Origin of the sequence: Brevibacillus parabrevis, from assembly GCF_022701015.1 — a bacterium.
Taxonomy (GTDB): Bacteria; Bacillota; Bacilli; order Brevibacillales; family Brevibacillaceae; genus Brevibacillus; species Brevibacillus parabrevis.
Window position 1 is genome coordinate 685,001 of record NZ_CP064090.1, and the last position, 24,590, is coordinate 709,590.

The window sequence follows — 24,590 nt, forward strand, 5'->3', positions numbered from 1 at the left end:
CGACTTGGACAGGTACGTGAAATCTTTGGCTTTCACACTAAGCTCGCCTGTTTTTGTTTTGAAAACAACACCACGGATTCCGATCAAATCGCCAATATCGCTGATATCGAACACTTTGTGCGCTTCATCGCCAATCGTGTCCTGGCGCACGTAGATTTGAATTTGGCCGGAACGGTCCAAAAGCTGGGCGAAGCTCGCCTTACCCATCGCGCGTTTTGCCATCAGGCGACCGGCGATTGTAACGACGTTTTCTTCGGCTTCCAGTTCTTCCTTGGTCTTGTCGCCAAATGCCTTCACAATATCAGCAGCGTGGTGGGTTTGCTCGAACTTTTTCCCAAATGGATCGAAGCCCCACTCGCGAATTTGATTCATTTTGTCGTGGCGCACTTGAAGAAGCTCGTGCAGCCCTTCCTGTTGCTGATCTTCCTGCTGTAGGTCTTGCTCGTTTGCCATTTTTGTTCACTCCTCTAAAAAATGCCTGATTTAACAGTATTGTACAGGGCACTAAAATAGTGATACGGCGTACCTCACATAAGGTACGCCATGGATAAACTGCTTACAGGTTAATATCGAGAATCTCGTACTGGATCACGCCTGCTGGTACGTTCACGTCTACCACAGCACCTTTGGATTTGCCCAAAAGCGCTTGACCTACAGGAGATTCGTTGGAAATCTTGTTGTTCATCGGGTCGGATTCAGCCGAACCTACAATCGTGTAGTCGACGATGTCGCCAAACTCCAGGTCTTTCAGCTTTACTCTGGAACCTACGCTTACTACGCCTGTGTCCACGTCATCATTCGTGATGATCGTAGCCTTGCGCAGCATTTTTTCCAGCGTCAGAATGCGGCCTTCAATGAACGCCTGCTCATTCTTTGCTTCTTCGTATTCAGAGTTCTCACTGATATCTCCAAAGCTGATCGCTTCTTTAATCCTTGCTGCTACTTCTTTTCGTTTAACCGTTTTCAAATCTTCAAGCTCTTGCTCCAGCTTTGTTAAACCTTCTGGTGTCAGGAAAACTTCTTTTTCAGACATGGTTCAATTCCCCCGTTATTAAAAAATGATTCCATTTGTACTGGGTAAAGTACAAAGGATTATATGTAGTTGTTCTATACAATATACAGCAGAACACAACCAACTTTGAGGGTTCAAAGGTAAAGCTGCCAGAGTTGACTGGCAGCTTGGCTCCCAATATTACGGAGTATTATAGGATATGAAGGAACCCTTGTCAATGTCTGGAATAAACAACCAGTTTAGTAACTGACCGCCTCGTCACGAGTCGATTCCAAAGGCTCTTCAAGGTCTCCATCATAGTTCTCCACCCAGTCGACATAGTCAGTCAAAACCCGACGAAGCTCTTCTTCCGTCTCCACAGAGTTTACCAGGTTTTTCGTATGGGTCGAACCGCGCAGCCCCTTCAAATACCATGCTGCGTGTTTGCGCATTTCCAGCACACCTACTCGCGGCCCCTTCAATGCAATCAAACGCTCCGCGTGCAACAAACAGATGTCGATTTTTTCACGCACGGACGGCTCCGCAACCAGTTCTCCTGTCGTCAGGTACTGGATGGTTCGGTACAGCATCCACGGATTGCCGAGTGCAGCGCGTCCGATCATGACGCCGTCGCAACCCGTCGTATCGAGCATGCGGCGAGCGTCCTCTGGTGTCGCCACATCACCGTTGCCGATAACCGGGATGGAAACAGCTTCCTTCACTCGTCCGATCCAGCTCCAGTCCGCCTGACCCTTGTACATTTGCACGCGAGTCCGACCGTGGACGGCGATGGCTTTGCCGCCTGCACGCTCAACCGCCTTGGCGTTTTCCAGGACATACAAGTGCTCTTCATCCCAGCCCAGTCGCATTTTGACCGTAACCGGCTTTTCGACAGCATCGACAACAGCCGATACTACCTCGTAAATTTTGTCCGGGTCGAGCAACAGGCGAGCACCTGCATCACAGCTCGTAATTTTCGGAACAGGACACCCCATGTTGATGTCGATAATGTCTGCGTTCGTATGTTGATCTACATACTTCGCCGCTGGAACGAGCGTTTCCTTGTCACCGCCAAAAATCTGCAGGCTCAGCGGTTTCTCGCGTTCGTCGACATACAGCATGTCGATGGTCTTTTTATTGCCGTGCACGATGCCTTTGTCGCTGACCATCTCCGCACAGACAAGCCCCGTCCCAAATTCTTTCGCAATCAAACGAAAAGCAGGGTTGCAAACACCTGCCATCGGGGCGAGAACCACGTTATTTTTCAGTTCAATATTTCCGATTTTCATCTATTTCGACCTCCTATTCCCGATATGCGGGGTCTTGGAGAGGTGAGACTCATCCAAACTGCCTATCCTTTATTTTATAGCACATAATTCTTCATAGTCGACCTGTAAAGTGCTGGCGATCTTGCGCAGTACAGGTTCTGTCGGCGTGCGAGTCCCCCGCTCCAGCGATCCGACGAACGACAGCGACACTCCCAGCTTTTCCGAAAGGGACTGCTGTGTATACCCTTTTAACTTCCGAAAGGATCTGATCCGATTTCCCAGTTGATTGCTCCCCACTCTCGTACCCCCTTGTGATCTTCTGCCAATAAGGAAAGATAATGGTCAATGGTCTGGCTGTAACCAGGCAAAGCATCGCCCTCCCAAATGTCTCGCAACGGAACCAGCACAAAAGCGCGCTCGCTCAAACCAGGGTGCGGGATAACCAGATGCTCGAGCGACACACTGGAGGTGCCATACAAAAGGAGGTCAATATCAATCGTACGCGGCCCCCAACGAATGGTTCGAACGCGCCCCAGAACGCGTTCTACCGACAAAGCCGCATCCAATAGCTGCTCGGGAGAAAGGTCTGTCTCTATCGCCACAGCCATGTTCAAAAACGCCTCTTGCTCGACGTAGCCGAACGGCTCTGTCTCATAAACGGCTGATGCGCGCAAAACCCGGATTCCCGGCTGTTCGTTCAGCTTCTGGATCGCCTGACGCAAATTTTCCGCACGATGGCCCTGGTTTGATCCAAGCCCCAGATACGCTACCACACTCATGAAGCAAAATCCTCTCTTCTGCGCATCATTTCAATGGCAACCGACTCATAGTGGCCGTTGATCGGAGGATTGGGCTTGGTCACCTTTACTTTGGCTTCTTGCAACGGAAAAGTCGTCAAAAGTTGCTCGGCAATTACAGTAGTCAGCTTTTCAACCAGATTGAACCGCTCGCCCTCGACAATTTTTTGCACACAAGTAAAAATATCGGCGTAATTGACGGTATGCTGCAGATCATCGCTCGCCCCTGCCTGCGACAAGTCGACAAGAAGCTCCAAATCGACATAAAAACGCTGACCCAGCTCGGCTTCTGCGCCAAAGACACCATGATAGCCATAAAACGACATGCCATTAAAATAAATTTTGTCCATCGTTAAATGCCCCCCTTCATCATCGCATCCATCATCTTGGTGACCCGTTTCATCTCTTTTACATCGTGCACCCGAACCATATGGCAGCCTTTGGCTACGCCCAGGGCAACAGTCGCTGCCGTGCCCTCTACCCGTTCCTCTACTGGCAAGTCGAGGACATGTCCGATCATCCGCTTGCGCGAGGTCGCGAGCAGAACCGGATAACCGAGAGCAACCAGATCATCGAGTCTGCGCATGGTTTCAAGGTTTTGCTCGACCGTTTTGACAAAGCCGATCCCCGGATCGAGAATAATCTGTTCCTCACGCACACCCGCGCGCAAGGCAATCTGTACGGATTCTCGCAAATCTCTGACATAATCGGAGAAAAAGTGCTGGTAGTCGGTGTCAGGGCGGTTGTGCATCAAAATGATTGGCACGCCGCTCTTCGCAGCTACTTCGGCCATGCGCGGATCGCGCTTTGCTCCCCAAACGTCGTTGATGATATGCGCCCCAGCGTCCAGTGCGCGCTCCGCCACCGCCGCCTTGTATGTATCAATCGAAAGAGGAACCGACAGCTCCTTTGTCAAAAGCCGAATGACAGGCAGCACCCGATCCAGCTCCTCAGCCTCTTCTACAGGCATCGCTCCCGGGCGTGTCGATTCGCCGCCGATGTCAATGACATCCGCCCCTGCCTCCACCATGGCGCGCGCCTGCGACAAAGCTTGCTCCACATCCACAAAACGGCCGCCGTCGGAAAAGGAGTCGGGCGTTACATTCAAAATCCCCATCACCAATGTGCGCTCGCCAAGCGGAAGTGTGTACTGTCCGCAGTCCAGCTTTCGTCTGGCTCGAAGGCGAGACGGCAGCGCCAAAATCTCCCGTACCTCTGCCGCCACCGCGCCAGACTCGCCAGCGCTTTTTTCCAGCTGTTGCAGGGCCTGCTCCAACTGCTTGTGGCCCGCGAGCAAAAGCATCCGTTTTCGCTCAATCGTACCCGGTTGCCCAGACACAACCGCCTCGGCCCCGGTCGCGAGCATGTTCTGCCGCACTTGTTCGGCAAGCTCGCTGCTCATGTTTTCCACATGGATCATCAAACCTGCTCGCCACTCAGCCAACTGTTCAGCCAAATGGCCAAAAACGCCCCGATCGGCAAGCTCCGCAATCATTTCGTCGACGGTTGCCGCATGGATTCGAAATGGATTGTACTTCATGGACCTACTCCCTTTTTCCGTCTTCGCATGTTGATTAGTAGCATACCATAATTTACATGAGGGTCGCTACAGACTGACGGTAGGCGAGGTGCAGTTCGTTCGTGTATTTCCCGTAGACCGCTGGAACGAAAGTCCCGTCCACCTCCAGCACAGGCACGATTTCCTGCACAGAGTTGGTCGTAAATACTTCATCCGCCGCAAGCAGGTCTTCCAGCCGATACCGTCCTTCTGCTGTCGGGATCGCCAATTGCTCGGCCAAGCGCAAAACATGGCGGCGAGTCACCCCATCGAGAATGCCCGTATCCAGAGAAGGGGTGAACAGATGCCCGTCCCTGACCCAGAAAAGATTGCTGACGATGCCTTCCGCGAGAAAACCGTCGTGCGTCAAAAACAGCCCTTCCGTATCCGTGCGCGCCCCCAGCTCCTGGCGAGCCAATGCGTTGTTGAGGTAGTTGTGCGATTTAAACCGCTGGTGCCCCTCCGCCGTCTGGCGCGGCAATGCCAACGTCTGGAGTCGCTTGGGCTTGGGCGGCACCTCAAGCGCGGCAACCGGCTTGGCAAATACAAACAAAGATGGGCGCTCGTAGCCGCCAGCTACCAAGCCTACCCCTTCCGGCCCCGCCGTGACGCTGAGACGTACATACGCGTCCCTCAGCCCGTTCGCTTCGACGGTTTGCCTGATGGCATCCGCCAGCTCTTCTTTTGACCAGACAAGCTTGATTTGCAACGCCAAAAGCCCGGAACTCAGCCGGGCAAAATGGTCGTCCCACAGAAACAGTTTGCCATCGTATACGCGCAACGTTTCAAACAGACCGATGCCATACAAAAAACCGTGATCCAAAATCGATACACTCGCCTCATGAGCCGGACAAATTGTCCCGTTTGCATAAATGTGCATCTGCGCACTCTCCCGATACTATTGTCGAGAGCATCATACCATATTTTCCGGGGAGAGCGCAGATTCGGAAGCACGCTTGCCATGAACAAAGCGCGAGATTGTGATCGAGATTTCGTACAAAACGATCAATGGAACAATCACCATAATATCGGACAAAAAGTCGGGCGGAGTAATCGTAATCGAAATGATCGCCAGCACCAGGTAGGCAGGCTTGCGCATTTTGGCCAATCGATGCGGATTCAAAATGCCCAGATGGCTCAAAAACAGCACGACGACAGGCAGCTCAAACAAAAGTCCAAACGGCAGGCACAAATTCAACATAAAGCTAAAGTAGTCATTTGCCGTAATCACCAGCTCAAAATTCCCGTTTGACAGCCCCAGCACGAATTGGTACATCATCGGAAACAAGACAAAGTAGGCAAAAAACAGCCCGAACAAGAACAACAGAAACAGCGCCGGGATGTACATCAGCGCCACTTTTCTCTCCCGCTCCTCCAATGCCGGAACGACGAATCGCCACGTCTGATAGGCAGCCACAGGAATTGTGACAGCTACCGCGCCAACCGCAGACAACTTTACATAGATTGACAAAATATCACCCGGGCCGAGGATAGCCAGTTTTTCGCCGGAATGATTCGACAACGCCAGGTAAATGTGATCGACAAACAAAAAACAGATGATCATGCCGATGACCAGTGTCGCAGCCACGATCAGCAGTCTGCGGCGCAGATCACTCAGATGCTCCAAAACAGGCATCTCCTGATTCACAAGCTCTCCTCCTTACGCGCTGCGCTGCAAAAAGGCAGTGCGCCAAATGAACGCACCGCCTTTTCCCACGCCGGAATTAGTTGCTTCGTTTTACCGCTTCTTCTCCGACCGCGCCTTTGTCTTTGCCTTCATCGTCGTCCTTGGTCAAATCTCTGGCAGCCGTTTTAAACTCCGTCAGCGTACGACCAAAAGCGCGACCGATCTCCGGCAGCTTGCTCGGCCCGAAAACGATCAGTGCGATGATCAAAATCAAGATCAGTCCAGGAATCCCGATGCTCGATAGCATGGTGCGCTACACTCCTTGTCCTAGAAACCAGTAATGGCAATCACGCTCGGCAAAGCTGCTGCATTTCCGCCTTTTGGCCAATGGCTGGTTGGCTGGCTGTAGTCCTTGAGGTTTTCGCCCGGATGCTGTACCGACAAAAACAGCGTTGTTTCATCAGGCGTAAACCAAGGCCCTGTCATTTCCGCGCCTACCGGAGCAGAGGCAAACTGTGCAGCCTGTCCTTTGTTGTTGCCCGTAGTCGGAATGAAAAATACCCCGTTGTTCCCAAACGATTTGTAAATCCCGCTGTTCATGGAGGAAGAAGAGATGTCCGTAACGACCCACAGGTTGCCTGCGCTGTCAAACGCCATGTTGTCCGGCGCAGCAAAACCGCTTTGCGGACCGCCTGCGGCAAAAATCTCAAACGTGAACTCGCCGCCTGCATGGTTGTTGTCTTTTTCGAACAAACGCACGATTTGCCCGTAGAAGTTGCCATGCTTGTCGTTGTTCGTCAGGGCGATGAACACGGAACCGTCAATCGGATGGACTTCCAGATCTTCAGGGCGATCCATCGGAGTAGCTCCAACCGCTTTGGAAGCTTCGCGGCAATTGACCAAAACGTCAGCCTGGGAAGCAAACAGCGGCTTGCCTTCCGCATTCACGGCTTTTTTCAAAGCGTCATTGGTGGCCAAATCCAGCGCGACCCATTTGCCTTTGCCAAAGTTGGCGACATAAAGCGTCCCTTCCTCCAGCAGCCGGGAATTGCCTTTCCCCGCCTTCGGATCAAACTTCGCTTTGGAAACGTATTTGTACACGTACTGGTCTTTGGCATCATCGCCCATGTATACGACCAGTTGACCTGATGGCGCCAGCACCATGGCAGTATTCTCGTGGGAGAAGCGGCCGAGCGCTGTATGCTTTTTCGGAGTCGACTTCGGATCAAACGGATCTACTTCAATAACCCAGCCATAATGGTTTGCCTCAGGCAGCTTGCAATCGCCTACGACGTCCATGTAGTTTTCCTCACAGGAAAGAACTGTATTCCACAACGTCACGCCGCCAGAGCAGTTGGCAAACGTCCCGGTTACTTCTTTGGCGATCGAAGCTGCCGGCCCTGTCAGTACGTGTTTGGTCAGCCCGCTGACACGACGGCCGTACTTGGAGTCCGCAACCAGCTTCCACTTGCCTTGTTCCTTTTTGATTTCGATGACAGAGCCGCCCAGCGCGTACAAATACTTTTTGATTTGCTCCGGAGTGCGCTTGTTGTCTTCTGCGTCCGCTTTCAAGTAATCGTATCCGTTCACGTAATATTCCAACTCACCTAAATATTCGTGATTTACCCAAAGCAGTCCATGGTCTGATTTGCCCTCGATGGGCAGAAAACAGGTGAAGTCATTATTGAAGCCAAAAGTGTCGCCAGCCGCGTTGATCTTGTCTCCATAGGAAGCGATCACATCGTACTTGAATCCCTCTGGCAGGACGACGTCGTCTTTCGTTGTCGGATGGATTTCTTTGAACTTCGGGTTGAAATGGTGGTTTTTTGTTTCGAGGCCAAACAGATGATCGGCTGTTTTTCCAGACAAGGTACTGCCTGCTGCCAAGGCAGGGATTCCGGTTGCCATCGATGCCAGTGCTGCTGTACCTGCTCCTAGATAAGTCAAAAACTGTCGACGATTTACATCCATTTCACTCTCTCCTTTTTCGCCATCTTTCGCTTCATTGTACAAGCCGAATGTCGAGAGAGAGTAAACGCTGTATAAAGAGTCTGTAAATGAAAAAACCGCCTGAAATCAGGCGATTTTTGTCGTGTATGCATTCATGATCCTGTCGTATGGCGGGCGTAGGTGGTAAGGAAGTTTTGCAGCAACTGTTTGCCGTGCTCGGTAATAATCGATTCGGGGTGGAACTGCACGCCCTCAATCGGATATTCCCGATGGCGCAATGCCATGATCTCGCCTTCAGCGGTTCGCGCCGTAATTTCCAGCTCACTCGGGATGGACGCTTCCTCCACAATCAAGGAGTGATAACGTGCCGCTATAAAAGGGGAAGGAATGCCCTGAAAAATCGTCTTCCCGTCGTGAATGACCTCAGACGTTTTGCCGTGCATCAACCGTTCGGCGCGAATGACTTTTGCTCCAAACACTTGTCCAATCGACTGGTGTCCCAGGCACACTCCCAAAATCGGGATTTTCCCCGCAAAGTGGCGAATGGCCTCCATGCTGATCCCCGCTTCGTTTGGCGTGCACGGGCCAGGCGAGATCATCAAGTAATCGGGAGCCAGCCGCTCGATTTCTTCCAGCGTGATTTTGTCGTTGCGGTACACTTGCAGCTCTTCGCCAAGCTCACCTACATACTGCACCAGGTTGTACGTAAAGGAATCATAGTTATCGATCATTAAAATCATCTTACTCTCATCTCCTCTCAACTCATCGTTCTCTGCTCGCTAATCTCTAGGGCCTTCCACAACGCTTCTGCCTTTTTCAAAGACTCGGCGTACTCCGCCTCGGGGACAGAGTCGATCACAATGCCTGCTCCTGCCTGCACATGAGCCATTCCATCCTTGACGACCATCGTCCGGATGGCAATATTGACCTCTACATCGCCGTTAAAGCCAAACCAGCCGATTGATCCTGTGTACACGCCACGTATGACCGGCTCCAGCTCCTCGATGATTTCCATCGTCCGAACTTTTGGCGCTCCGGTAATCGTTCCGCCCGGAAAAGTGGCCGCTACCGCATCGAAAGCATCTTTGCCCTGGGCCAGCTCTCCTTTTACATGGGAGACGATATGCATCACGTGCGAGTATTTCTCCACGACCATGAACTCGCTGACCTCCACGCTGCCAAAACGACAGACGCGGCCCAGGTCATTGCGTTCCAAATCGACCAGCATCACGTGCTCTGCGCGCTCCTTTTCGTTGTCGATCAGCTCACGCGCCAATGCCTCATCCTGCTCATCGGTTTGCCCGCGCGGACGCGTCCCTGCGATCGGGCGTGTATGAACTTCCCCGCCCTTGACCTTCACCAACAGCTCAGGGGAAGCGCTGACCAGCTGAAACTCCGGGAAGCTGAGGTAGCCCATGTAAGGAGACGGATTCAGCTTGCGCAGCACCTGATACACATCCGGCGCCGTCACCTGCATTGGTTTGCTTTGCCGCACAGACAGGTTCACCTGGAAAACGTCGCCTTGGGCGATATACTCCTGAACCCGACGGACGGCATCCTCGAACTGATCTTTGGCAAAAGACACCGCTGCTGGCGTCTCATGAACCAGCGGTCTTTTGCGCAATTGCTCCCAGTCTTCGGTATCCGTCTTCGCCACAAGATTTTCCAGTGAATTCAGCCTTTTTGCAAGGCGTTCCTCCGCTTGGCGATAAGTCTCTTCGCTCAACTCTTTTGCAGACAAATGAGTCAGACAGACGATCTCTCGCGTCTGATGATCAAAGACAACAAGGTCTTGCATTATCATAACATACAGGTCTGGCAACTGTAAGTCGTCCGTTGCGATCTCGGGAAGCGTAGGCTCAAAAAAGCGGTTCATATCATAGCTGAGATACCCCACTGCCCCACCGGAAAAATCAGGCATATCTGGAACGACTGGCGTGCGATAGCGGGCAAGCAATTTTCGCAATGCATCAAGCGGTTGGTCCGCTTCCACATTTTCTACCTGACCATCGGGGTAGACAGCGATCGTTTCCCCTCGCTGACTGCGCAAGGTAGCTACAGGCTGATAAGCCAAAAACGTGTACCTTCCCACTCGGCCGCTTTCCAAAAGAACAGCATCCTGCATGGACGGCTGCAAGGCAGTCAGCACCTGCCAAGGATCGATTTCGGAAGACCATTTACCGCGAAGAGCAAGAGGAACAAAAGGATATGTCAATGCGTACGACTGGCACTGGGCAAAGGTAGGGAACATCAATTTCGCTTCACGCTCCGGTTTTTTCACTATTTATCCGTTCATTATATAGTCGTCCCAGGCAAAAAGAAAAGACCACGCAGCCAAAATGGCATACCGTGGCCTCCCGTATTTTTTGCCAATCAATCCTCGAATTGGTACAGAGGAGTAGACAGGTAGCGTTCGCCGTTGGATGGGATGATGGCGATGACTTTTTTGCCTTTGCCCAGCTTGGCAGCTACTTGCAAAGCCGCATGGATCGCTGCCCCCGAAGAAATGCCGCCGAGGATGCCTTCCTTGCGAGCTACTTGGCGAGCTGTTTCAAAAGCTTCCTCGTTCTCTACCTTGATGATTTCGTCGTAAATTTGCGTATCAAGAATTTCCGGAACAAAGCCTGCTCCGATTCCTTGAATTTTGTGCGGTCCTGGCTTGCCGCCGGACAATACTGGGGATGCTGCCGGCTCTACGGCAACGATCCGCACGTCTGGGTAGTGCTCGCGCAAGACTTGACCGACACCTGTGATCGTTCCGCCTGTTCCGATCCCGGAAATAAAAGCATCAACGCCGCCAATTTCCTTTGCCTGCTCCAACAGCTCACGCGCTGTCGTATCGCGGTGCACAGCAGGGTTGGCTTTGTTTTTGAATTGTTGCGGAATAAAGTAGGTGCTGTCTTCTTTTGCAAGCTCTTCCGCTTTGCGAATCGCTCCGCCCATTCCTTCGGCACCTGGAGTGAGCACCAGTTCCGCACCATACGCGCGCAGCAAGTTGCGGCGCTCAATACTCATCGTCTCCGGCATGACCAGAATGGCGCGATAGCCTTTTGCAGCAGCGACCATCGCCAGGCCGATTCCTGTATTTCCGCTCGTCGGTTCAATAATCGTATCCCCTGGCTTCAGGCTGCCATCCGCTTCGGCTGCCTCAATCATCGCAAGCGCGATCCGATCTTTCACGCTGCTTCCCGGGTTGAAAAACTCAAGCTTCAAGTAAACATCTGCGATATCTTCGGTGACAACACGATTCAGCTTCACAAGCGGAGTAAATCCAATCAAATCAGTAATGGAATTAGCCACGCGCATATGTCCTGCCCCCTTATATTAATAAGCCGAGTAAAACGCTAGGATTTATTGTCATAATTATATCAACGGTCGCCCATTTGGTCAATGAGGCATTTGCCCAGAAATCTGAACACCTACGGACTGGCGCATCCGCTCCAAAACCACATCGAGAGATTCCACTTGCGCAAAAGCAATTTCCCGGCGCAATTCCTCTTTTACCTCGGCAAAAGTTCTCTGTGTCGCATCCCGCTTCTGCTCCAGGTGATAGATGATGTATTGATCCCCGGTTTTGACGGCTTGGCTATTGTCTTTTGCCTTCAAGCTTTCTATTTCGTTCCACGCTTCATCAGGCAGCTTCGGGTCGCGAAGGGATACCCACCCCAAATCTCCGCCTGTGGCCGCCGTTTTTTGGTCAATCGAGCGTTCCTTGGCGAGAGTCTGGAAATTGGCCCCCTGCTTTAATTCGGCCTCTACCTGCTCTGCTTCTTTTTGCGATGCAACGGCAATTTGCCACAGTCGCAACTGCATCGGGCGCGTATACCGATCTGCCCGGCTTTCATATACTTTCATCACTTCGTCGTCACTAACCGAGATATCTTTGGTAGCCAATGTTTGCAGCAAAATTTGATAAGTAATCTCCCGCTTCACCGCATCCTGGCTCGTTCCAGCCTGCTTTTGCAACGCTTGCTGAAACTCGCTGTCCGTACGGCTGCCATAGCTGTCGCGAATTTGTTCCAGTTCCTGCTCAACCTGCTTCGGATCGGCGCTGACACCCAAGCGCTTCGCCTCCTGGAAAACGACCTCCCGATTGATGAGATCGTTCAGAACCTGTTCCCCGAACTTCTGCTTGAGCGCCGATACATACTCGGCTTCACTGATTTTCACATCTCCGACGATAGCCGCAGGCTGCAGCTTGCCTGACGACTGGAACCAGGCCCAGGTCACGGCAAGCAACAGCAACACGAGCGCCCCAATGAATGCCCACAACCCTTTTACATTGGTCATGCCATCCTCTCCCTTAGTTGACGCCGCGCGATTGTCCTTACATGTCCTTCATGATGTTCTCTAACGCGGTTCTGTCATAATGATAACGTTCGTTGCAAAAATGACAGTGAACTTCCGCTTCGCCCTGCTCTTCAAGAAGACTCTCCATCTCTTCGCGCCCCATGCTGATCAGAGCCTGAACCACCTTGTCCTCGTTGCACTTGCAGTGGAATGTAATTTCTGTGCGGCTCAGATACTTAGGCTCATCCAATACGCGCGCCAAAATTTCCTCCGGCGACAAGCCCTCGCCAATCATGCGGGAAACTTGCGGAAGCTGTCCCAGGCGTTCTTCGATTTTTGCCACAACCTCTTCAGGTGTGTTCGGCAAAAGCTGAAGAATAAAGCCGCCAGCCGCCAAGACGGAGCGGTCATCCGGGTTTACCAGCACACCTACGCCTACCGCTGACGGCGTTTGCTCGGACACGACAAAATAGTAAGTGAGATCTTCCCCGATTTCACCGGAGACAATCGGCGAGCTGCCTTGATAAGGCTCTTTCAGTCCCAAATCTTTTGTCACGTACACAAAGCCTTCCGTTCCAACGGCACGCGCTACATCCAGCTTGCCTTTTTCATTCAGCTCGAAGTGCACTTGCGGGTTGGTAGCGTAGGCAATCCCTTCGCCATCGGCATTGGCCTCAGCGACGATCTGCCCAATCGGACCTCCCCCTTTTATTTTGACAGAGAGGCTCTCGTTTCCTTTTAACATGGCTCCCATCATGAGAGAGACGGTCAAAGTACGTCCTGTCGCTGCCGTTGCCGTATTCCACATATCGTGGCGACGGCGCACTTCTTCCACAATATCTGTCGTCCGTGCAGCAAATGCACGTACGTGTCCGTCAAATCCGGTTGCTCTTATCAAATAATCGCTCATCTGGCGATCCTCCTTCTTGCATCCAATGTTCAAATGGTCTTTATCAGTTTACCACAAGAAGCCAGACGTACGCGCTTTCCGCTGACTAAACGAACACTTGCAGACGATCCAAAAAGCAAAACCCCCTTCTCGTAGCAGAAGGGGGTGGTAATGACATCAAGTCAGATAGTCTTTCAGAACTTTCGACGCTTTTTGCGTTCGCAATCGGTCTATTGTCGTCGCTTCAATCTGGCGGATTCGTTCGCGGGTCAGGCCAAACATTTTGCCGACTTCCTCCAGCGTGTACACATGGTCATCATACAGACCGTAGCGCATGGAGATAATCTCTTGCGCCCGCGGGCTAAGCCTCTCCAGTGCCGCGTGCATCTGGGAGCGCAAGTCTACCTTTTCAATCCAGTCATCCAGAGAGGACAGACCGTCATCCATGATTTCGGCGTAGCTCAGACACTCGTCCTCATACTCTGCCAGCCATTTTTCGCTGTCCAGTTCGGCATCAATCGACTCCATTTTCATCATCAACGCCTGCTCGATTGCATCGACCTTTTCCAGCGGAATGTCGAGCAGCCCGGCAATTTCGTGTCGATCCGGCGTCCGATTCAACGCGTGAATCAGATGCAAAACTTGCTTTTGATACTGGCGAATTTGCTCATGCATGTGGACAGGAATGCGAATCAACGCACCTTTGTCATTGATTGCGCGGGTGATCGCCTGGGAAATCCACCAGTGCGAGTAATGATAGAGACGTACGCCCCGTCCCACATCAAACTTGTCTATGGCGGTAAACAAACCAATCGTACCTTCCTGAATCAGGTCCAGGAACGGCATGCCTCTTCTCAAATGGCGCAAGGCTGTACTGACAACGTAGCGCAAATAGGCGCGAACAATCGTTTCACGTGCCTCCATGTCGCCATGCTTCTGATAGCGAACTAGGCAAGCCAACTCTTCTTCTTTGTCCAACATGGGTGTTGCAGCGACGCTTTCCAAAAACAGCAAGGCGGACGTGTCAGACCGAAGCGATCTGGGCACCACGATCCCCAGCTGTGTTTCTACTTCCCGCCAACGACTGGGAGTGGAATGGAATGAGGAGGTACTCAAAGTCATATGCAACCCTCACTTCTCTGGAATGGGAGTTCACGATGAAGTTAGGCGAGTTTACGAAGTTGTTTACTGTAACCGTATTTCGACAAAACTTGTTTGATTCCTGCCAGTTTACAGAATATTAACAGTTCTCCCCTTTATGCGTTGTTTGTAAACCTTCCTTAATATAGAGGCGAGCCTGGTCGACAAAAAAGCCATCCCTGAATGCGGGACGGCTGAAGAATCATGTCGAATAGTGTAAAAGGAGTCTGTGCTTTACTGATAAAGATGACAGGCAGCAAAATGGTTGGTGTCCACTTCTTGCCACACAGGCTTTTTCTGGGCGCAAACCTCTGTCGCGACAGGGCAACGCGTACGGAACACACAGCCGCTGGGCGGATTGATCGGACTGGGCACGTCGCCTTCGATAATCTTCCGCTCGCGGTTTTTCTCCAGGTCTGGATCGGGAACAGGAATAGCCGACAGCAACGCCTGCGTATACGGATGCTTGGGAGACTCATACAACTTTTCGCTCGTACTCATTTCTACCATGTTGCCCAGGTACATCACACCGATCCTGTCGCTGATATGTTTAACCATGGCAAGATCGTGGGCGATAAACAAATACGTCAAGTTTTGCTCCCGCTGCAAATTTTTCATCAAATTCACAACCTGTGCCTGAACCGATACATCGAGGGCCGAAATCGGCTCATCTGCGATAACGAACTTCGGATTGACGGCAAGTGCGCGGGCAATTCCGATCCGCTGGCGCTGCCCGCCGCTGAACTCATGCGGAAAACGGTTCGCATGCTCCTTTTGCAGGCCCACCATCTCCAGCAGCTCGACGACCCGCTTCATCCGCTCTTTCCCCTTGTAAAGCCCGTTCAATTGCAGACCTTCTCCGATAATTTCGGCGATATTCATCCGCGGATTCAGCGACGCGTACGGGTCCTGAAAAATCATCTGAATGTTTTTCGTAATCTTGCCTCGATCGGCAGCAGAAGCTTTGTGTACGTTCAGCCCGTCAAACAGCACCTCGCCGGAGGTCGGTTGATACAAGCCGATAATCGTACGGCCAGTCGTTGATTTTCCGCAGCCAGATTCGCCTACCAGTCCAAACGTCTCCCCTTCGTAAATGTCAAAGGAGACGTCGTCAGCCGCCTTCAGTGAGAGCCCTTTGCCAAGCGCAAAGGTTTTTGTCAGGTTTCTTACCTGGACCAGCTTTTTTCTTTCCATCTGGCTACTCCTCCCCGTTATCCTTTTACCAGTATCGTCTGGAGATCGCATGTTCCTTTTTCAGCTTGTAGCTGTCGAGCTTGACGATCTCGATGGCGCTTCGCGAATCCGGTGAATGGATCATTTCCCCGTTGCCGATATAAATGCCGACGTGATGGACTCTGCCTCTTCCTTCTTCATAGGCAAAAAACAGCAGGTCACCCGGGAGCAAATCGGCTTTTTCAATCAATTCCCCGGCTCTGGCCTGATCAGAAGCATCGCGCGGAATTTGAACGCCGACAGAGCGGTGCATATTGTAGGCAAAGCCGGAGCAGTCATATCCATATGACGACATGCCACCCCACAAATAATGCAGATCGAGGAAGCGCTTGCCCGATTCCACAATGGCCTCGCCGCGATTTCCGGTCAGTTCGATCGGTTCGTTTGCCCGCACAATGGCGACATCCGCTTTTGGCAAAAGAGCTTCGCCGTTCGGCACTGCTACTTTCACCCACTCGGAACCGTCTTCTACGAGCGGCAGCTTCGTCAAGAAAGCAAGCTCGATCCCCGGCTCCTGCTCTGTGGAATGCAGACGGGTAAACGCCGCTGTAACCATCGCCAAATTTTGTCCATCCTGCACAGCAAAGGCGGCAGACCACGGACTGAGCTGGCGCGACGGCACCCAACCGGGATAGCCCGTTTCGTTTTTGCTGGTCGTCTGGTCAGGAATCAAAATGTGCGCCCAATCGCCCTGCTCTTCCACTACTTCTACGCGAGTGCCGAACAAAACTTGCGTCTGGATCGCGTTGTTGTCATAAAAGCCGAGCTTTTCCTCAACGGTCAGCGAATCAAGCCAACCGCGCGCATCAACCGGAACAACGAGAGCCGCCTGGTCGATGTCACGGGGAGATTCGGGCTTCGTCCATACAGTTGCGACGGACACGGAGACGATTGCTGGTTTCATTTTCACTCTTCCCCTTCCCACAAACAGATCGAACGAATGCCCAGCCCCGGCGCATCCGGCATCGTCATCACACGGCCATCGTAAGTCACAGCACCATCGATGCCATCATGCAGAAGCATGAGCGGTGCGTCGAAGTCAAAGCGGGTAATATTTTTCTTGCTGGCTGCAAAATGCGCTGCCGCCGAAACAGCCAACCGCGATTCGATCATGCTGCCAACCATGCATGGAATACCGTGTTCTTCGGCCAATTGGTTGATCAATTGCGCTTTGAAAATGCCGCCCGCCTTCATCAGCTTGATGTTAATCATGTCAGCTGCCCGGTTTTGCAAAACTTGCAACGCCTGCGCCGGCGAAAATACACTTTCGTCAGCCATGATCGGCGTATCCACCGAATCCGTAACCCGCTTCAAGCCTTCCAGATCGTGAGCTTTTACAGGCTGTTCAATCAGTTCGATGCCAAGCCCCATGTCCTCCATTTTGCGAATGGATTGAACCGCTTCTTTCACATTCCATCCCTGGTTGGCATCAAGACGAATTTTCACCTGATTGCCCACGGATTTGCGAATCTCCTGGATACGCAAAATATCATCCTCGATGTTGTCCTTGCCTACCTTGATTTTCAAAACGTTAAAGCCTTGGTTCAAATAAGCAGCCGCATCTTCGCCCATCTCTTTTGGCGAATTGACGCTGACGGTATAGTCCGTTTCCAACTGGTCGCGATAGCCTCCGAGAAACTGGTACAGCGGCATTCCCGCCCGTTGGGAAATCAAATCGTACAGCGCAATATCAACTGCTGCCTTCGCGCTTGTATTCCCTACCATCGATTGATGCAAAGTTTGAAATACTCGTTCGTAAGCAAGCAAATTCAGGCCGATCAATTGCGGCTTCATCGTGTTCATGATGGCAGATTCGATGCTTTCGATGCTGTCGCCGGTAATGACGACAGTAGCAGAAGCCTCTCCCCACCCTACCATTCCGTTGTCGCAAGTGATTTTCACCAAGACAGATTCCAGACTGTTCACCGTGCGCAAAGCTGTTTTAAAAGGCTTTTTCAAAGGTACAGAGATTCTCTTCACTTCGATGGCTTGAATAATCATGTTTTCCTCCATCTTTTCTAGCACGCATGCTTGCTTTATCTATTTTTTCGTTGAATCAAACTAAATTATAGCACTATTAAAACATTCGGCAAAAAAGGGGGAGAGTCATTTCATCCGCCTGAAATGACTTCTCCCGGCAAGCATGTTTTACTTCACGACTGCTTTTCGCAAATCGGTATAGCTGAGCGACGAGCTTTGGATTCCGCTGACTTTGTCGCTGGTGAGCAGCGATGTGTTGTAGAAGTACAGCGGCGCTACTGGCGCTTCGTTCAGCAAGATTTTCTCGGCGTCGTGCAGCATTTGCAAACGTTTGGCATCGTCTGGCTCTTTGTACGCGCCTTCAATCAGCTTGTCGTATTCAGGATTGCCCCATCCAGTGCGGTTGCTGCCGTTCTTCGACTGGAAGATGTCCAGGAAGTTGATCGCATCTCCAAAGTCAGGCAACCAGGAGGAACGGGCAATTTGATATTGCAGCTGTTTTTGCATATCGGTCAAAACTTTTCCTTCTACTTTTTGCAGCTTCACATCTACGCCCAGATTTTGCTTCCACATTTCTTGCGCTGCTTGAGCTGTTTTTTCGTTGGCTGTTCCGCTGCGGTAAGTGAGCGTTACTTCTGGCAACTGAGTATAGCCTTTTTCCTTCATTCCTTGCTCCAGCAGCTTTTTCGCTTCAGCGGCATCGAACTTCACCAAGTCTCCGCCCACTTGACGGAAATCGCCCGAACCGTTGGCGTCTGGCAAGCCGAAGGAAACGAATCCGGTTCCCGGTTTTTGCTGGCGCATCAACACGAGGTCTACCAATGTTTGACGATCAATTGCCAGGCTGAACGCTTTGCGAATGTTGACGTTGTCAAACGGCTCTTTTGTCACGTTGAAACGGTAGAACTCTGTGCCTGCGCCATCTTTTACGTATACTTTGCCATCTTTGAACAACTGGTCAGCCATATCCGCCGGAACGGTTGTGGTTCTGTGCAGCTCTTCATTCGTGAACATTTGGTACTCGGTATTTTCATCATCGATCATTTTCCAGACAGCGCCCGGCAACGTTACGTTTGCCGCATCCCAGTAGTTCTCGCTTCTCATCATTTTCAATTCGCTGTCATGCTTCCACTCGGTCAGCTTGAACGGCCCGTTGCCCACAAAAGTGCTCGCTTCGGCAGCCCATTTTGGATCTTTTTCCACCGTCGCCTTGTGAACCGGGAAGAACGCCGGGTTAGAAGCGAGAAGCAATGTCCAGGAAGCTGGCTGTGCCAAAACAACTTCCAGTGTCTTGTCATCCAACGCTTTTACTTTCACACCGTCTACAGGACCTTTTCCGCTGTTGTACGCTTCGGCCCCTTCGATAATGAAAGCGAGGAAGGCAGCTGGAGATGCCAGCGCCGGGTCGAGCATGCGTTTCCAGGCGTATTCAAAGTCTTGCGCTTTTACTGGCTCGCCGTTGCTCCATTTGTTATCGCGCAAGGTGAACGTATATGTCTTGCCATCCTCGGAAACTTTCCACTCGGAAGCTGCCGCAGGCTGAGGCTTCTGGTTCTCATCCAGTCGCGTCAAACCTTCCATCAAGTTGTTCAAAATGTTGTAGGATGGCTCGTCAAAGCCGACTGGCGGGTCGAGCGAGGTAGGCTCCTTGATGTTGTTCAAAAGCAAAAGCTTGGCTGCCTGATCTCCCGGTGCAGGAGTCTGCTGGTTGTTGGTCGCCGGTGGTGCCGATTCATTGTTCGCTGGCGCTTGACCCGAACTACACCCGGTTACGAACATGGAAACAGCAAGCGAAGCGGAAAGCAAAATAGTCGATAGTTTTTTCACTGTTTCTTCCCCCTTATGATTTTTTTATATGTCGTAAAAGGATAGCGCCGATAGACGACACCCTCTTTTACACCAGATAACCAACTCTTTTGCCCATGCGCCCATGCCTGTAGCCTTGCCCGCTAGGTTCCTGTAGGAGCCTGCATGGCGGCCAGCATTTTTTTCGCTCGCGGATCTTGCAGCCAACAGGATACCGAGTGCTTGCCGTGGACATTCGACTCGGCTGGCTGATAATTCCGGCAAACTTCCAGCGCATAGTCGCAACGAGCAGCAAACGCACAACCGAGCGGCGGCGCAAACAAATCGGGCGGCGTTCCTGGAATTGGGCTGAGCGGTATGGAGCGATCCGCGTCCAGCCGCGGCATGGAAGCAAGCAGTCCTTTTGTGTACGGATGCTGTGGATTGTAGAAAATATCTTGCACAGGTCCAGACTCGACCACTTTTCCCGCGTACATGACGTTGACCCGATCCGCGATTTTGGCGACTACGCCCAGATCATGCGTAATGATTATGATAGATACCCCTGTTTTTTGCTGAATGCTTTTGAACAGGTCAATGATTTGCGCCTGGATGGTCACGTCGAGCGCGGTCGTAGGCTCATCCGCAATGAGAATAGAAGGTCTACAGACAAGCGCTATGGCAATCATGATCCGCTGGCGCATCCCGCCGCTGAATTGATGCAGGTACTGCTTCAGACGGCTTTCCGGGTTGGCGATCCCCACCAGCGTCAAAATCTCGACAGCTTGCCGCCGCGCTTCGCTCTTGCCGACTTTTTGATGGCGAATGATTCCTTCCATGATCTGCTCGCCGATGGAAATGGTCGGGTTGAGCGAGGTCATCGCATCCTGAAAGATCATGGAGATTTCTTTTCCGCGTATCTCGCGCATTTCTTTTTCCGGCAGCTTTGCCAAATCTTTGCCTTTGAACATGACGCTGCCACCAGCAATTTTTCCGATATGCTCCGGAATCAGCCGCATGATGCTCTTGGCCGTAACGCTTTTGCCACAGCCAGACTCTCCGACGATGGCAAGCGTCTCCCCTTTGTTCATGGAAAAGCTCACATCACGAACCGCATTCACTTCCCCGCCGTGCGTCTTGAACGTGACACGCAGACCGCTTACCTCCAGCAATTTTTCCGTTTTGTCCATGCCGTCTACCTCCTTGCCTTAGGATCGAACGCATCGCGCAATCCATCACCGAGCACGTTGAACGCAAGCATCGTCAATGAAATGAAGAAAGCCGGGAAAAAGAGCCTCCACCAATGCCCTGACAAAATCGTCGAGAGTCCGTCATTGGCCATCACGCCCCAACTCGCCATCGGAGCCTGCACGCCCAAGCCGAGAAAGCTGAGGAACGCTTCCCCAAAGATCGCGGATGGAACAGACAAAGTGACATAGACAATAATGATGCCTATTGTATTCGGCAAAAGGTGTTTGCGAATGATGTAAAAAGGCTTCGCTCCCATCGTTTTTGCCGCCAGCACGTACTCCGAGTTTTTCATCTGAAGCACCTGACCGCGCACGGTACGGGCCATCCCAATCCAGCCAGTCGCGCTCAAAGCGATGATAATCGTGCCAAGCCCAGGTCCCATAACGACCATCAGCAAAATAACGACCAACAAATAGGGCAATCCATACAGGATATCGACGAAGCGCATCATGATGTTATCGACCCGGCCTCCCATATACCCAGCGATACCGCCATACAAGACACCGATAAAAAAGTCGATCAGTGCTGCCATGAAACCAACGAACAAGGAAATGCGCGCCCCGTACCATACGCGGGTGAACACATCGCGCCCGAAATCGTCCGTACCAAACCAGTACGTCCCAGACGGCGCTTTATTTTTCATGATTATTGATTGCTTGGAGTATTCATGTCCTGAAATCATCGGACCGATCGTTGCCATAACCCCGAGAACAATAATGATGACGAGTCCCATCAACGCAAGCTTGTTCCCTTTCAGTCTCTGCCAGGCTCCCTGCCAAAATGTCAGTTGAGGTCGCACAATCGCTTCCGAATTGAGGTTGTCTTTGCGCATTGGAATAAACAAGTCGTCAGAAACGATCATCCTTCGCTCTCCTTTCGATGCAGCTTGATTCGCGGATCAATAATGCCGTACAAAACATCGACGACGAACATCAAGAAAATCAAGAGGGCGCTGTAGAACACAGTAGTTCCCATGATCACGGAATAGTCGCGGTTGATGATGCCCGCCACGAAATACTTGCCCATGCCGGGAATGGCAAAGATTTTTTCAATGACAAAGCTCCCCGTCAAAACATTGGCGATCAGCGCCCCCAGCAAGGTGACGACAGGCAAAATGGCGTTGCGCAATGCATGCTTGATCACGATTGTCGCAGGCTTTAATCCTTTTGCTTTGGCCGTCTCGATATACTCCTGCGTCAATACCTCCAGCATGTTCGTACGCGTCAGGCGGGCAATAATCGCAATCGGGCCAAACGCCAGCGCCAGTGCCGGCATAACTACGTGCTGCCAGCTGCCCCAGGTCGCTGTCGGGAGAAGCTTCCACTCCACCGCCAAATACTTGATCAGCAAAGGCGCAACTACGAAGCTCGGTATGGATATCCCGAGAACCGCAATGATCATCGCTGCGTAATCGATCAAACGGTTGTGGCGCAATGCGGCAATCACGCCCAGCCCTACTCCTGAAATAATCGCAAAGAGAACAGCAATCAGTCCGAGTTGAAACGAAACCGGAAAACCGCGAGCAATCATTTTGTTGACGGTATCCGCACTGTTCGCAGTAGATGGCCCCAAATCAAATTGCACCAGCTTTTGCAAATACAGACCGTATTGGACAAAGAGCGGCTTATCCAGGTTGTAGTAAGCGTTGAGATTTTGCGCCACGGTCTCGTTCAGCGCTTTTCCCTCTTTTTCAAAAGGAGATCCGGGCACAGCATGCATCAGAAAAAAAGTAACGGTAATAATGAGCCACAACGTAACGATCATGGAGATGAATCTGCGGAAGACAAAAGATAGCAAGGAATCTCCTCCTTTAATCAAAATCCGGCAAAAAGGTTGATGGGCAAAAAGCTGTCGTTCGCATCCCGGTTGGAAAATGTCTTTCCTTTCCGTATAAGCAAAAAACCCAGCAAATGCGCGATTATCATGGCATTTGCTGGGTTTTACTTACGTGTATGCCGTGCATACGAATAAATAAAGCAGCTTGTGTGTATTCAATTCACTTGGTGACTTCTGCTTTACTTCTCGTGGAAACAGCCTGTTTGTACTTCTTCTGTGCATCCTTGAAGGCAGCAATCAATGTCTTTTGCGAAGATCCAAAATATCGATAGCGAATTTCTTCCCCAATCGCCTCCGACGCAAAGATGGAATGACCGATAAAAATGGATCGGGCAAAATCAGACGTCAGCTGCACCGTAGACGAACAAGCCGCATCTACGATTTTGTCGTTGGTAGTGTCAACGACAAGCCCAATAAAGAAGGCGCTGAACTGCTGCGTAATCGGATTGTTGGACGAAGATTGCGCGTCACCTACGATATAAATGGTATCCTTATCAAACAAGTGGAAAACCCCGCTTTTACTATGCTTAACGGGCCGGCCATGCGGGACGTTTGGAGTGCTACCTCCTTACAATCGCAAGCTGGCTAAGCACTTTCTTACATAGTACCAGACAAATTCGCAATTTGTAAATAAGTCTGACTAATCTTTCGTTTGTTTGGTGGATATGTTCGTATAATGCACGCAGACTGAAAAGATGGGGTTATTTTTCAGGTTTAATAAAACTTTAATTTTGCTAAAACTTCACTTCTTCCACAGAAACGACGGGAAAAGCATGACCTGGAAGCATTGGCAAGAATGGCTTTTCATCCACATAAGCCACCATGATATGCGACGGTCCAATCATCGTTTTCGGAGCCATTTGCAAACGATCTCCGCGTTCGGTCACGACCGTGATCAGCAGTTGCCCGCCACCCTGCCGGACAGCCCCGGGAGTTGCACTCACTGGCACGAGGCTTTCTCCGTTGTATTGCAGCAACAGATGCAAGTCCTGCCGCCAGTTACGAAAATCAACGTAATGACGCACAAAATGAATCGGAGCGTTCGTCACGCTTTGCTCCCCTGGAACATATGTTTTTTGCTGCCGCGCATAACCGCCATTTTCGCTCATCCTGCGATCAAACCGCTGCATTGCCTCTTCTGCTACGAGATCGATTACACCCTCTGTCTTGAGTACCGGGTCAACGGCAAACGTTGCGTGGTGATTCGCCAACTCCAAAAGCATTTTGATCTCTGTTTTTTTCTGCATGGCCAAATCCGCATCGACAACATACGTACCCATCAGCAAAAAAAGCAGGATTGCTGATATAGATAAAAGATTGATGCCCGTACAATTATCCTCCTACGTTGTTATTTTCTTTTTTCATTAACTTCTTTAGCTTTTTTTGTGTGGATGATTATCACTTGGACTACGTGCCCTAGCCCGTTACAAATCGTAGTCCATGACGTTAATCGTCCCTTGACGCGTGACCTGTAAAGTATCGGCAGGCCCGGGAATCCATGACGTAAAACCAGGATATGGAATGGTCAAGACCAGAGAAAACTCGTCTGCATGGCTCCATAAGACAGGATCGGCCGAATGAGTGCGCGTGACACGAACAGACATCTCCTGTTCCGACAAGGAGAACCGCTTTTCCACAAGCTCCCGTGATATAATCGATCGCACTTCTTCCTGAAGCGCTCCTTCATTGCTTCCTCCATGATTGCTAATGTACTTCACCGCCGCAGCACTGACTTCCATCAATTCATTTTCCGTCTGCACGACAACATGAGTCTGCAACAACCCAATCGTCACCAGCAACAGCAGCATGATATTGAGAATAACCGCAACAAACTGTCCCATCAGGTCGCACCAAACCTCGTCACTTGCACAAGCAAGTCACCGAAAAACTGTTGGCAAGCAGACATGATATTGCCTGGCCCTGTAAAAAGCACTCCAACCGTCAAAGGCAAGACGAGAACAAGCAACACCAACATACTGATCATTTTGTTCATGC

General features: G+C 51.3%; 28 protein-coding genes (1 of these 28 cut by a window edge). All 28 read right to left on the reverse strand.

The window, feature by feature from the left end; all coding sequences use genetic code 11:
- On the reverse strand, window positions 1-453 hold the 5' end (the start) of the coding sequence (gene lysS / locus IRJ17_RS03295; RefSeq protein ID WP_122966725.1) for a lysine--tRNA ligase. It extends 1,068 nt beyond the left edge of the window; 453 of the gene's 1,521 nt are visible here — the first part of the coding sequence; its start codon is at window positions 451-453; its stop codon lies beyond the left edge, outside the window.
- Window positions 454-556: 103 nt separating this feature from the next.
- Window positions 557-1,033: a transcription elongation factor GreA gene (gene greA / locus IRJ17_RS03300; RefSeq protein ID WP_063227480.1), complete on the reverse strand. Its 477-nt coding sequence runs from the start codon at window positions 1,031-1,033 to the stop codon at window positions 557-559.
- A 218-nt stretch (window positions 1,034-1,251) separates the two neighbouring features.
- A complete protein-coding gene (gene dusB / locus IRJ17_RS03305; protein ID WP_122966726.1) occupies window positions 1,252-2,280 on the reverse strand; it encodes a tRNA dihydrouridine synthase DusB in 1,029 nt (342 codons plus the stop codon).
- Between the two features lie 69 nt (window positions 2,281-2,349).
- The gene (locus IRJ17_RS03310) at window positions 2,350-2,556 is read right to left on the reverse strand and encodes a helix-turn-helix domain-containing protein (RefSeq protein ID WP_083955635.1); all 207 of its coding nucleotides are present in this window, start codon (window positions 2,554-2,556) and stop codon (window positions 2,350-2,352) included.
- Complete coding sequence (gene folK / locus IRJ17_RS03315; RefSeq protein WP_173598158.1) at window positions 2,508-3,038, reverse strand: 2-amino-4-hydroxy-6-hydroxymethyldihydropteridine diphosphokinase; 531 nt, start codon at window positions 3,036-3,038, stop codon at window positions 2,508-2,510. Before folK ends, IRJ17_RS03310 begins: the two co-directional genes overlap by 49 nt.
- Complete coding sequence (gene folB, locus IRJ17_RS03320; RefSeq protein ID WP_242773187.1) at window positions 3,035-3,406, reverse strand: dihydroneopterin aldolase; 372 nt, start codon at window positions 3,404-3,406, stop codon at window positions 3,035-3,037. The genes folK and folB overlap by 4 nt, the downstream gene beginning before the upstream one ends.
- Window positions 3,407-3,408: 2 nt before the next feature.
- A complete protein-coding gene (folP, locus tag IRJ17_RS03325) occupies window positions 3,409-4,596 on the reverse strand; it encodes a dihydropteroate synthase (protein WP_242773196.1) in 1,188 nt (395 codons plus the stop codon).
- Between the two features lie 52 nt (window positions 4,597-4,648).
- Window positions 4,649-5,494: an aminodeoxychorismate lyase gene (pabC, locus tag IRJ17_RS03330; RefSeq protein WP_242773207.1), complete on the reverse strand. Its 846-nt coding sequence runs from the start codon at window positions 5,492-5,494 to the stop codon at window positions 4,649-4,651.
- Window positions 5,495-5,527: 33 nt separating this feature from the next.
- The gene (gene tatC / locus IRJ17_RS03335) at window positions 5,528-6,262 is read right to left on the reverse strand and encodes a twin-arginine translocase subunit TatC (protein WP_242773218.1); all 735 of its coding nucleotides are present in this window, start codon (window positions 6,260-6,262) and stop codon (window positions 5,528-5,530) included.
- A gap of 76 nt (window positions 6,263-6,338) precedes the next feature.
- Complete coding sequence (gene tatA / locus IRJ17_RS03340) at window positions 6,339-6,548, reverse strand: twin-arginine translocase TatA/TatE family subunit (RefSeq protein WP_173598161.1); 210 nt, start codon at window positions 6,546-6,548, stop codon at window positions 6,339-6,341.
- Between the two features lie 20 nt (window positions 6,549-6,568).
- Entirely contained in the window at window positions 6,569-8,212 is a 1,644-nt protein-coding gene (locus tag IRJ17_RS03345) for a PhoX family protein (protein WP_242773227.1), read from the reverse strand.
- 131 nt (window positions 8,213-8,343) lie between these two features.
- Window positions 8,344-8,931, reverse strand: a complete 588-nt coding sequence (pabA, locus tag IRJ17_RS03350) for an aminodeoxychorismate/anthranilate synthase component II (RefSeq protein ID WP_242773230.1) — start codon at window positions 8,929-8,931, stop codon at window positions 8,344-8,346.
- Window positions 8,932-8,948: 17 nt separating this feature from the next.
- Window positions 8,949-10,442, reverse strand: coding sequence for an anthranilate synthase component I family protein (locus IRJ17_RS03355; RefSeq protein WP_242775201.1), 1,494 nt, complete (start codon window positions 10,440-10,442; stop codon window positions 8,949-8,951).
- A gap of 122 nt (window positions 10,443-10,564) precedes the next feature.
- Entirely contained in the window at window positions 10,565-11,497 is a 933-nt protein-coding gene (gene cysK, locus IRJ17_RS03360) for a cysteine synthase A (protein WP_122966733.1), read from the reverse strand.
- 81 nt (window positions 11,498-11,578) lie between these two features.
- Window positions 11,579-12,481 carry a peptidyl-prolyl cis-trans isomerase gene (locus IRJ17_RS03365; RefSeq protein ID WP_063227490.1) on the reverse strand — a complete coding sequence of 301 codons (903 nt, stop codon included), beginning with the start codon at window positions 12,479-12,481 and terminating at the stop codon, window positions 11,579-11,581.
- Window positions 12,482-12,518: 37 nt separating this feature from the next.
- A complete protein-coding gene (gene hslO / locus IRJ17_RS03370; RefSeq protein WP_063227491.1) occupies window positions 12,519-13,391 on the reverse strand; it encodes an Hsp33 family molecular chaperone HslO in 873 nt (290 codons plus the stop codon).
- A 156-nt stretch (window positions 13,392-13,547) separates the two neighbouring features.
- Entirely contained in the window at window positions 13,548-14,492 is a 945-nt protein-coding gene (locus IRJ17_RS03375; RefSeq protein WP_242773233.1) for a sigma-70 family RNA polymerase sigma factor, read from the reverse strand.
- Between the two features lie 252 nt (window positions 14,493-14,744).
- Window positions 14,745-15,704 carry an ABC transporter ATP-binding protein gene (locus tag IRJ17_RS03380; protein WP_122966737.1) on the reverse strand — a complete coding sequence of 320 codons (960 nt, stop codon included), beginning with the start codon at window positions 15,702-15,704 and terminating at the stop codon, window positions 14,745-14,747.
- Window positions 15,705-15,729: 25 nt separating this feature from the next.
- Window positions 15,730-16,647, reverse strand: coding sequence for a C40 family peptidase (locus IRJ17_RS03385; RefSeq protein WP_242773236.1), 918 nt, complete (start codon window positions 16,645-16,647; stop codon window positions 15,730-15,732).
- Between the two features lie 2 nt (window positions 16,648-16,649).
- A complete protein-coding gene (locus tag IRJ17_RS03390; RefSeq protein ID WP_242773238.1) occupies window positions 16,650-17,744 on the reverse strand; it encodes a dipeptide epimerase in 1,095 nt (364 codons plus the stop codon).
- 147 nt (window positions 17,745-17,891) lie between these two features.
- Entirely contained in the window at window positions 17,892-19,550 is a 1,659-nt protein-coding gene (locus IRJ17_RS03395) for a peptide ABC transporter substrate-binding protein (RefSeq protein WP_242773240.1), read from the reverse strand.
- A gap of 122 nt (window positions 19,551-19,672) precedes the next feature.
- Complete coding sequence (locus tag IRJ17_RS03400) at window positions 19,673-20,698, reverse strand: ABC transporter ATP-binding protein (protein ID WP_122966741.1); 1,026 nt, start codon at window positions 20,696-20,698, stop codon at window positions 19,673-19,675.
- A gap of 5 nt (window positions 20,699-20,703) precedes the next feature.
- Complete coding sequence (locus IRJ17_RS03405; RefSeq protein WP_370641100.1) at window positions 20,704-21,591, reverse strand: ABC transporter permease; 888 nt, start codon at window positions 21,589-21,591, stop codon at window positions 20,704-20,706.
- Between the two features lie 26 nt (window positions 21,592-21,617).
- Window positions 21,618-22,556, reverse strand: a complete 939-nt coding sequence (locus IRJ17_RS03410; protein ID WP_063227499.1) for an ABC transporter permease — start codon at window positions 22,554-22,556, stop codon at window positions 21,618-21,620.
- 199 nt (window positions 22,557-22,755) lie between these two features.
- A complete protein-coding gene (locus tag IRJ17_RS03415; RefSeq protein WP_063227500.1) occupies window positions 22,756-23,097 on the reverse strand; it encodes a DUF3870 domain-containing protein in 342 nt (113 codons plus the stop codon).
- A 232-nt stretch (window positions 23,098-23,329) separates the two neighbouring features.
- Window positions 23,330-23,842 carry a hypothetical protein gene (locus IRJ17_RS03420; RefSeq protein WP_242773242.1) on the reverse strand — a complete coding sequence of 171 codons (513 nt, stop codon included), beginning with the start codon at window positions 23,840-23,842 and terminating at the stop codon, window positions 23,330-23,332.
- A gap of 177 nt (window positions 23,843-24,019) precedes the next feature.
- Complete coding sequence (locus IRJ17_RS03425) at window positions 24,020-24,436, reverse strand: hypothetical protein (RefSeq protein ID WP_242773244.1); 417 nt, start codon at window positions 24,434-24,436, stop codon at window positions 24,020-24,022.
- Complete coding sequence (locus IRJ17_RS03430; RefSeq protein WP_167470395.1) at window positions 24,436-24,588, reverse strand: hypothetical protein; 153 nt, start codon at window positions 24,586-24,588, stop codon at window positions 24,436-24,438. The genes IRJ17_RS03425 and IRJ17_RS03430 overlap by 1 nt, the downstream gene beginning before the upstream one ends.
- Between the last annotated feature and the right edge of the window lie 2 nt (window positions 24,589-24,590).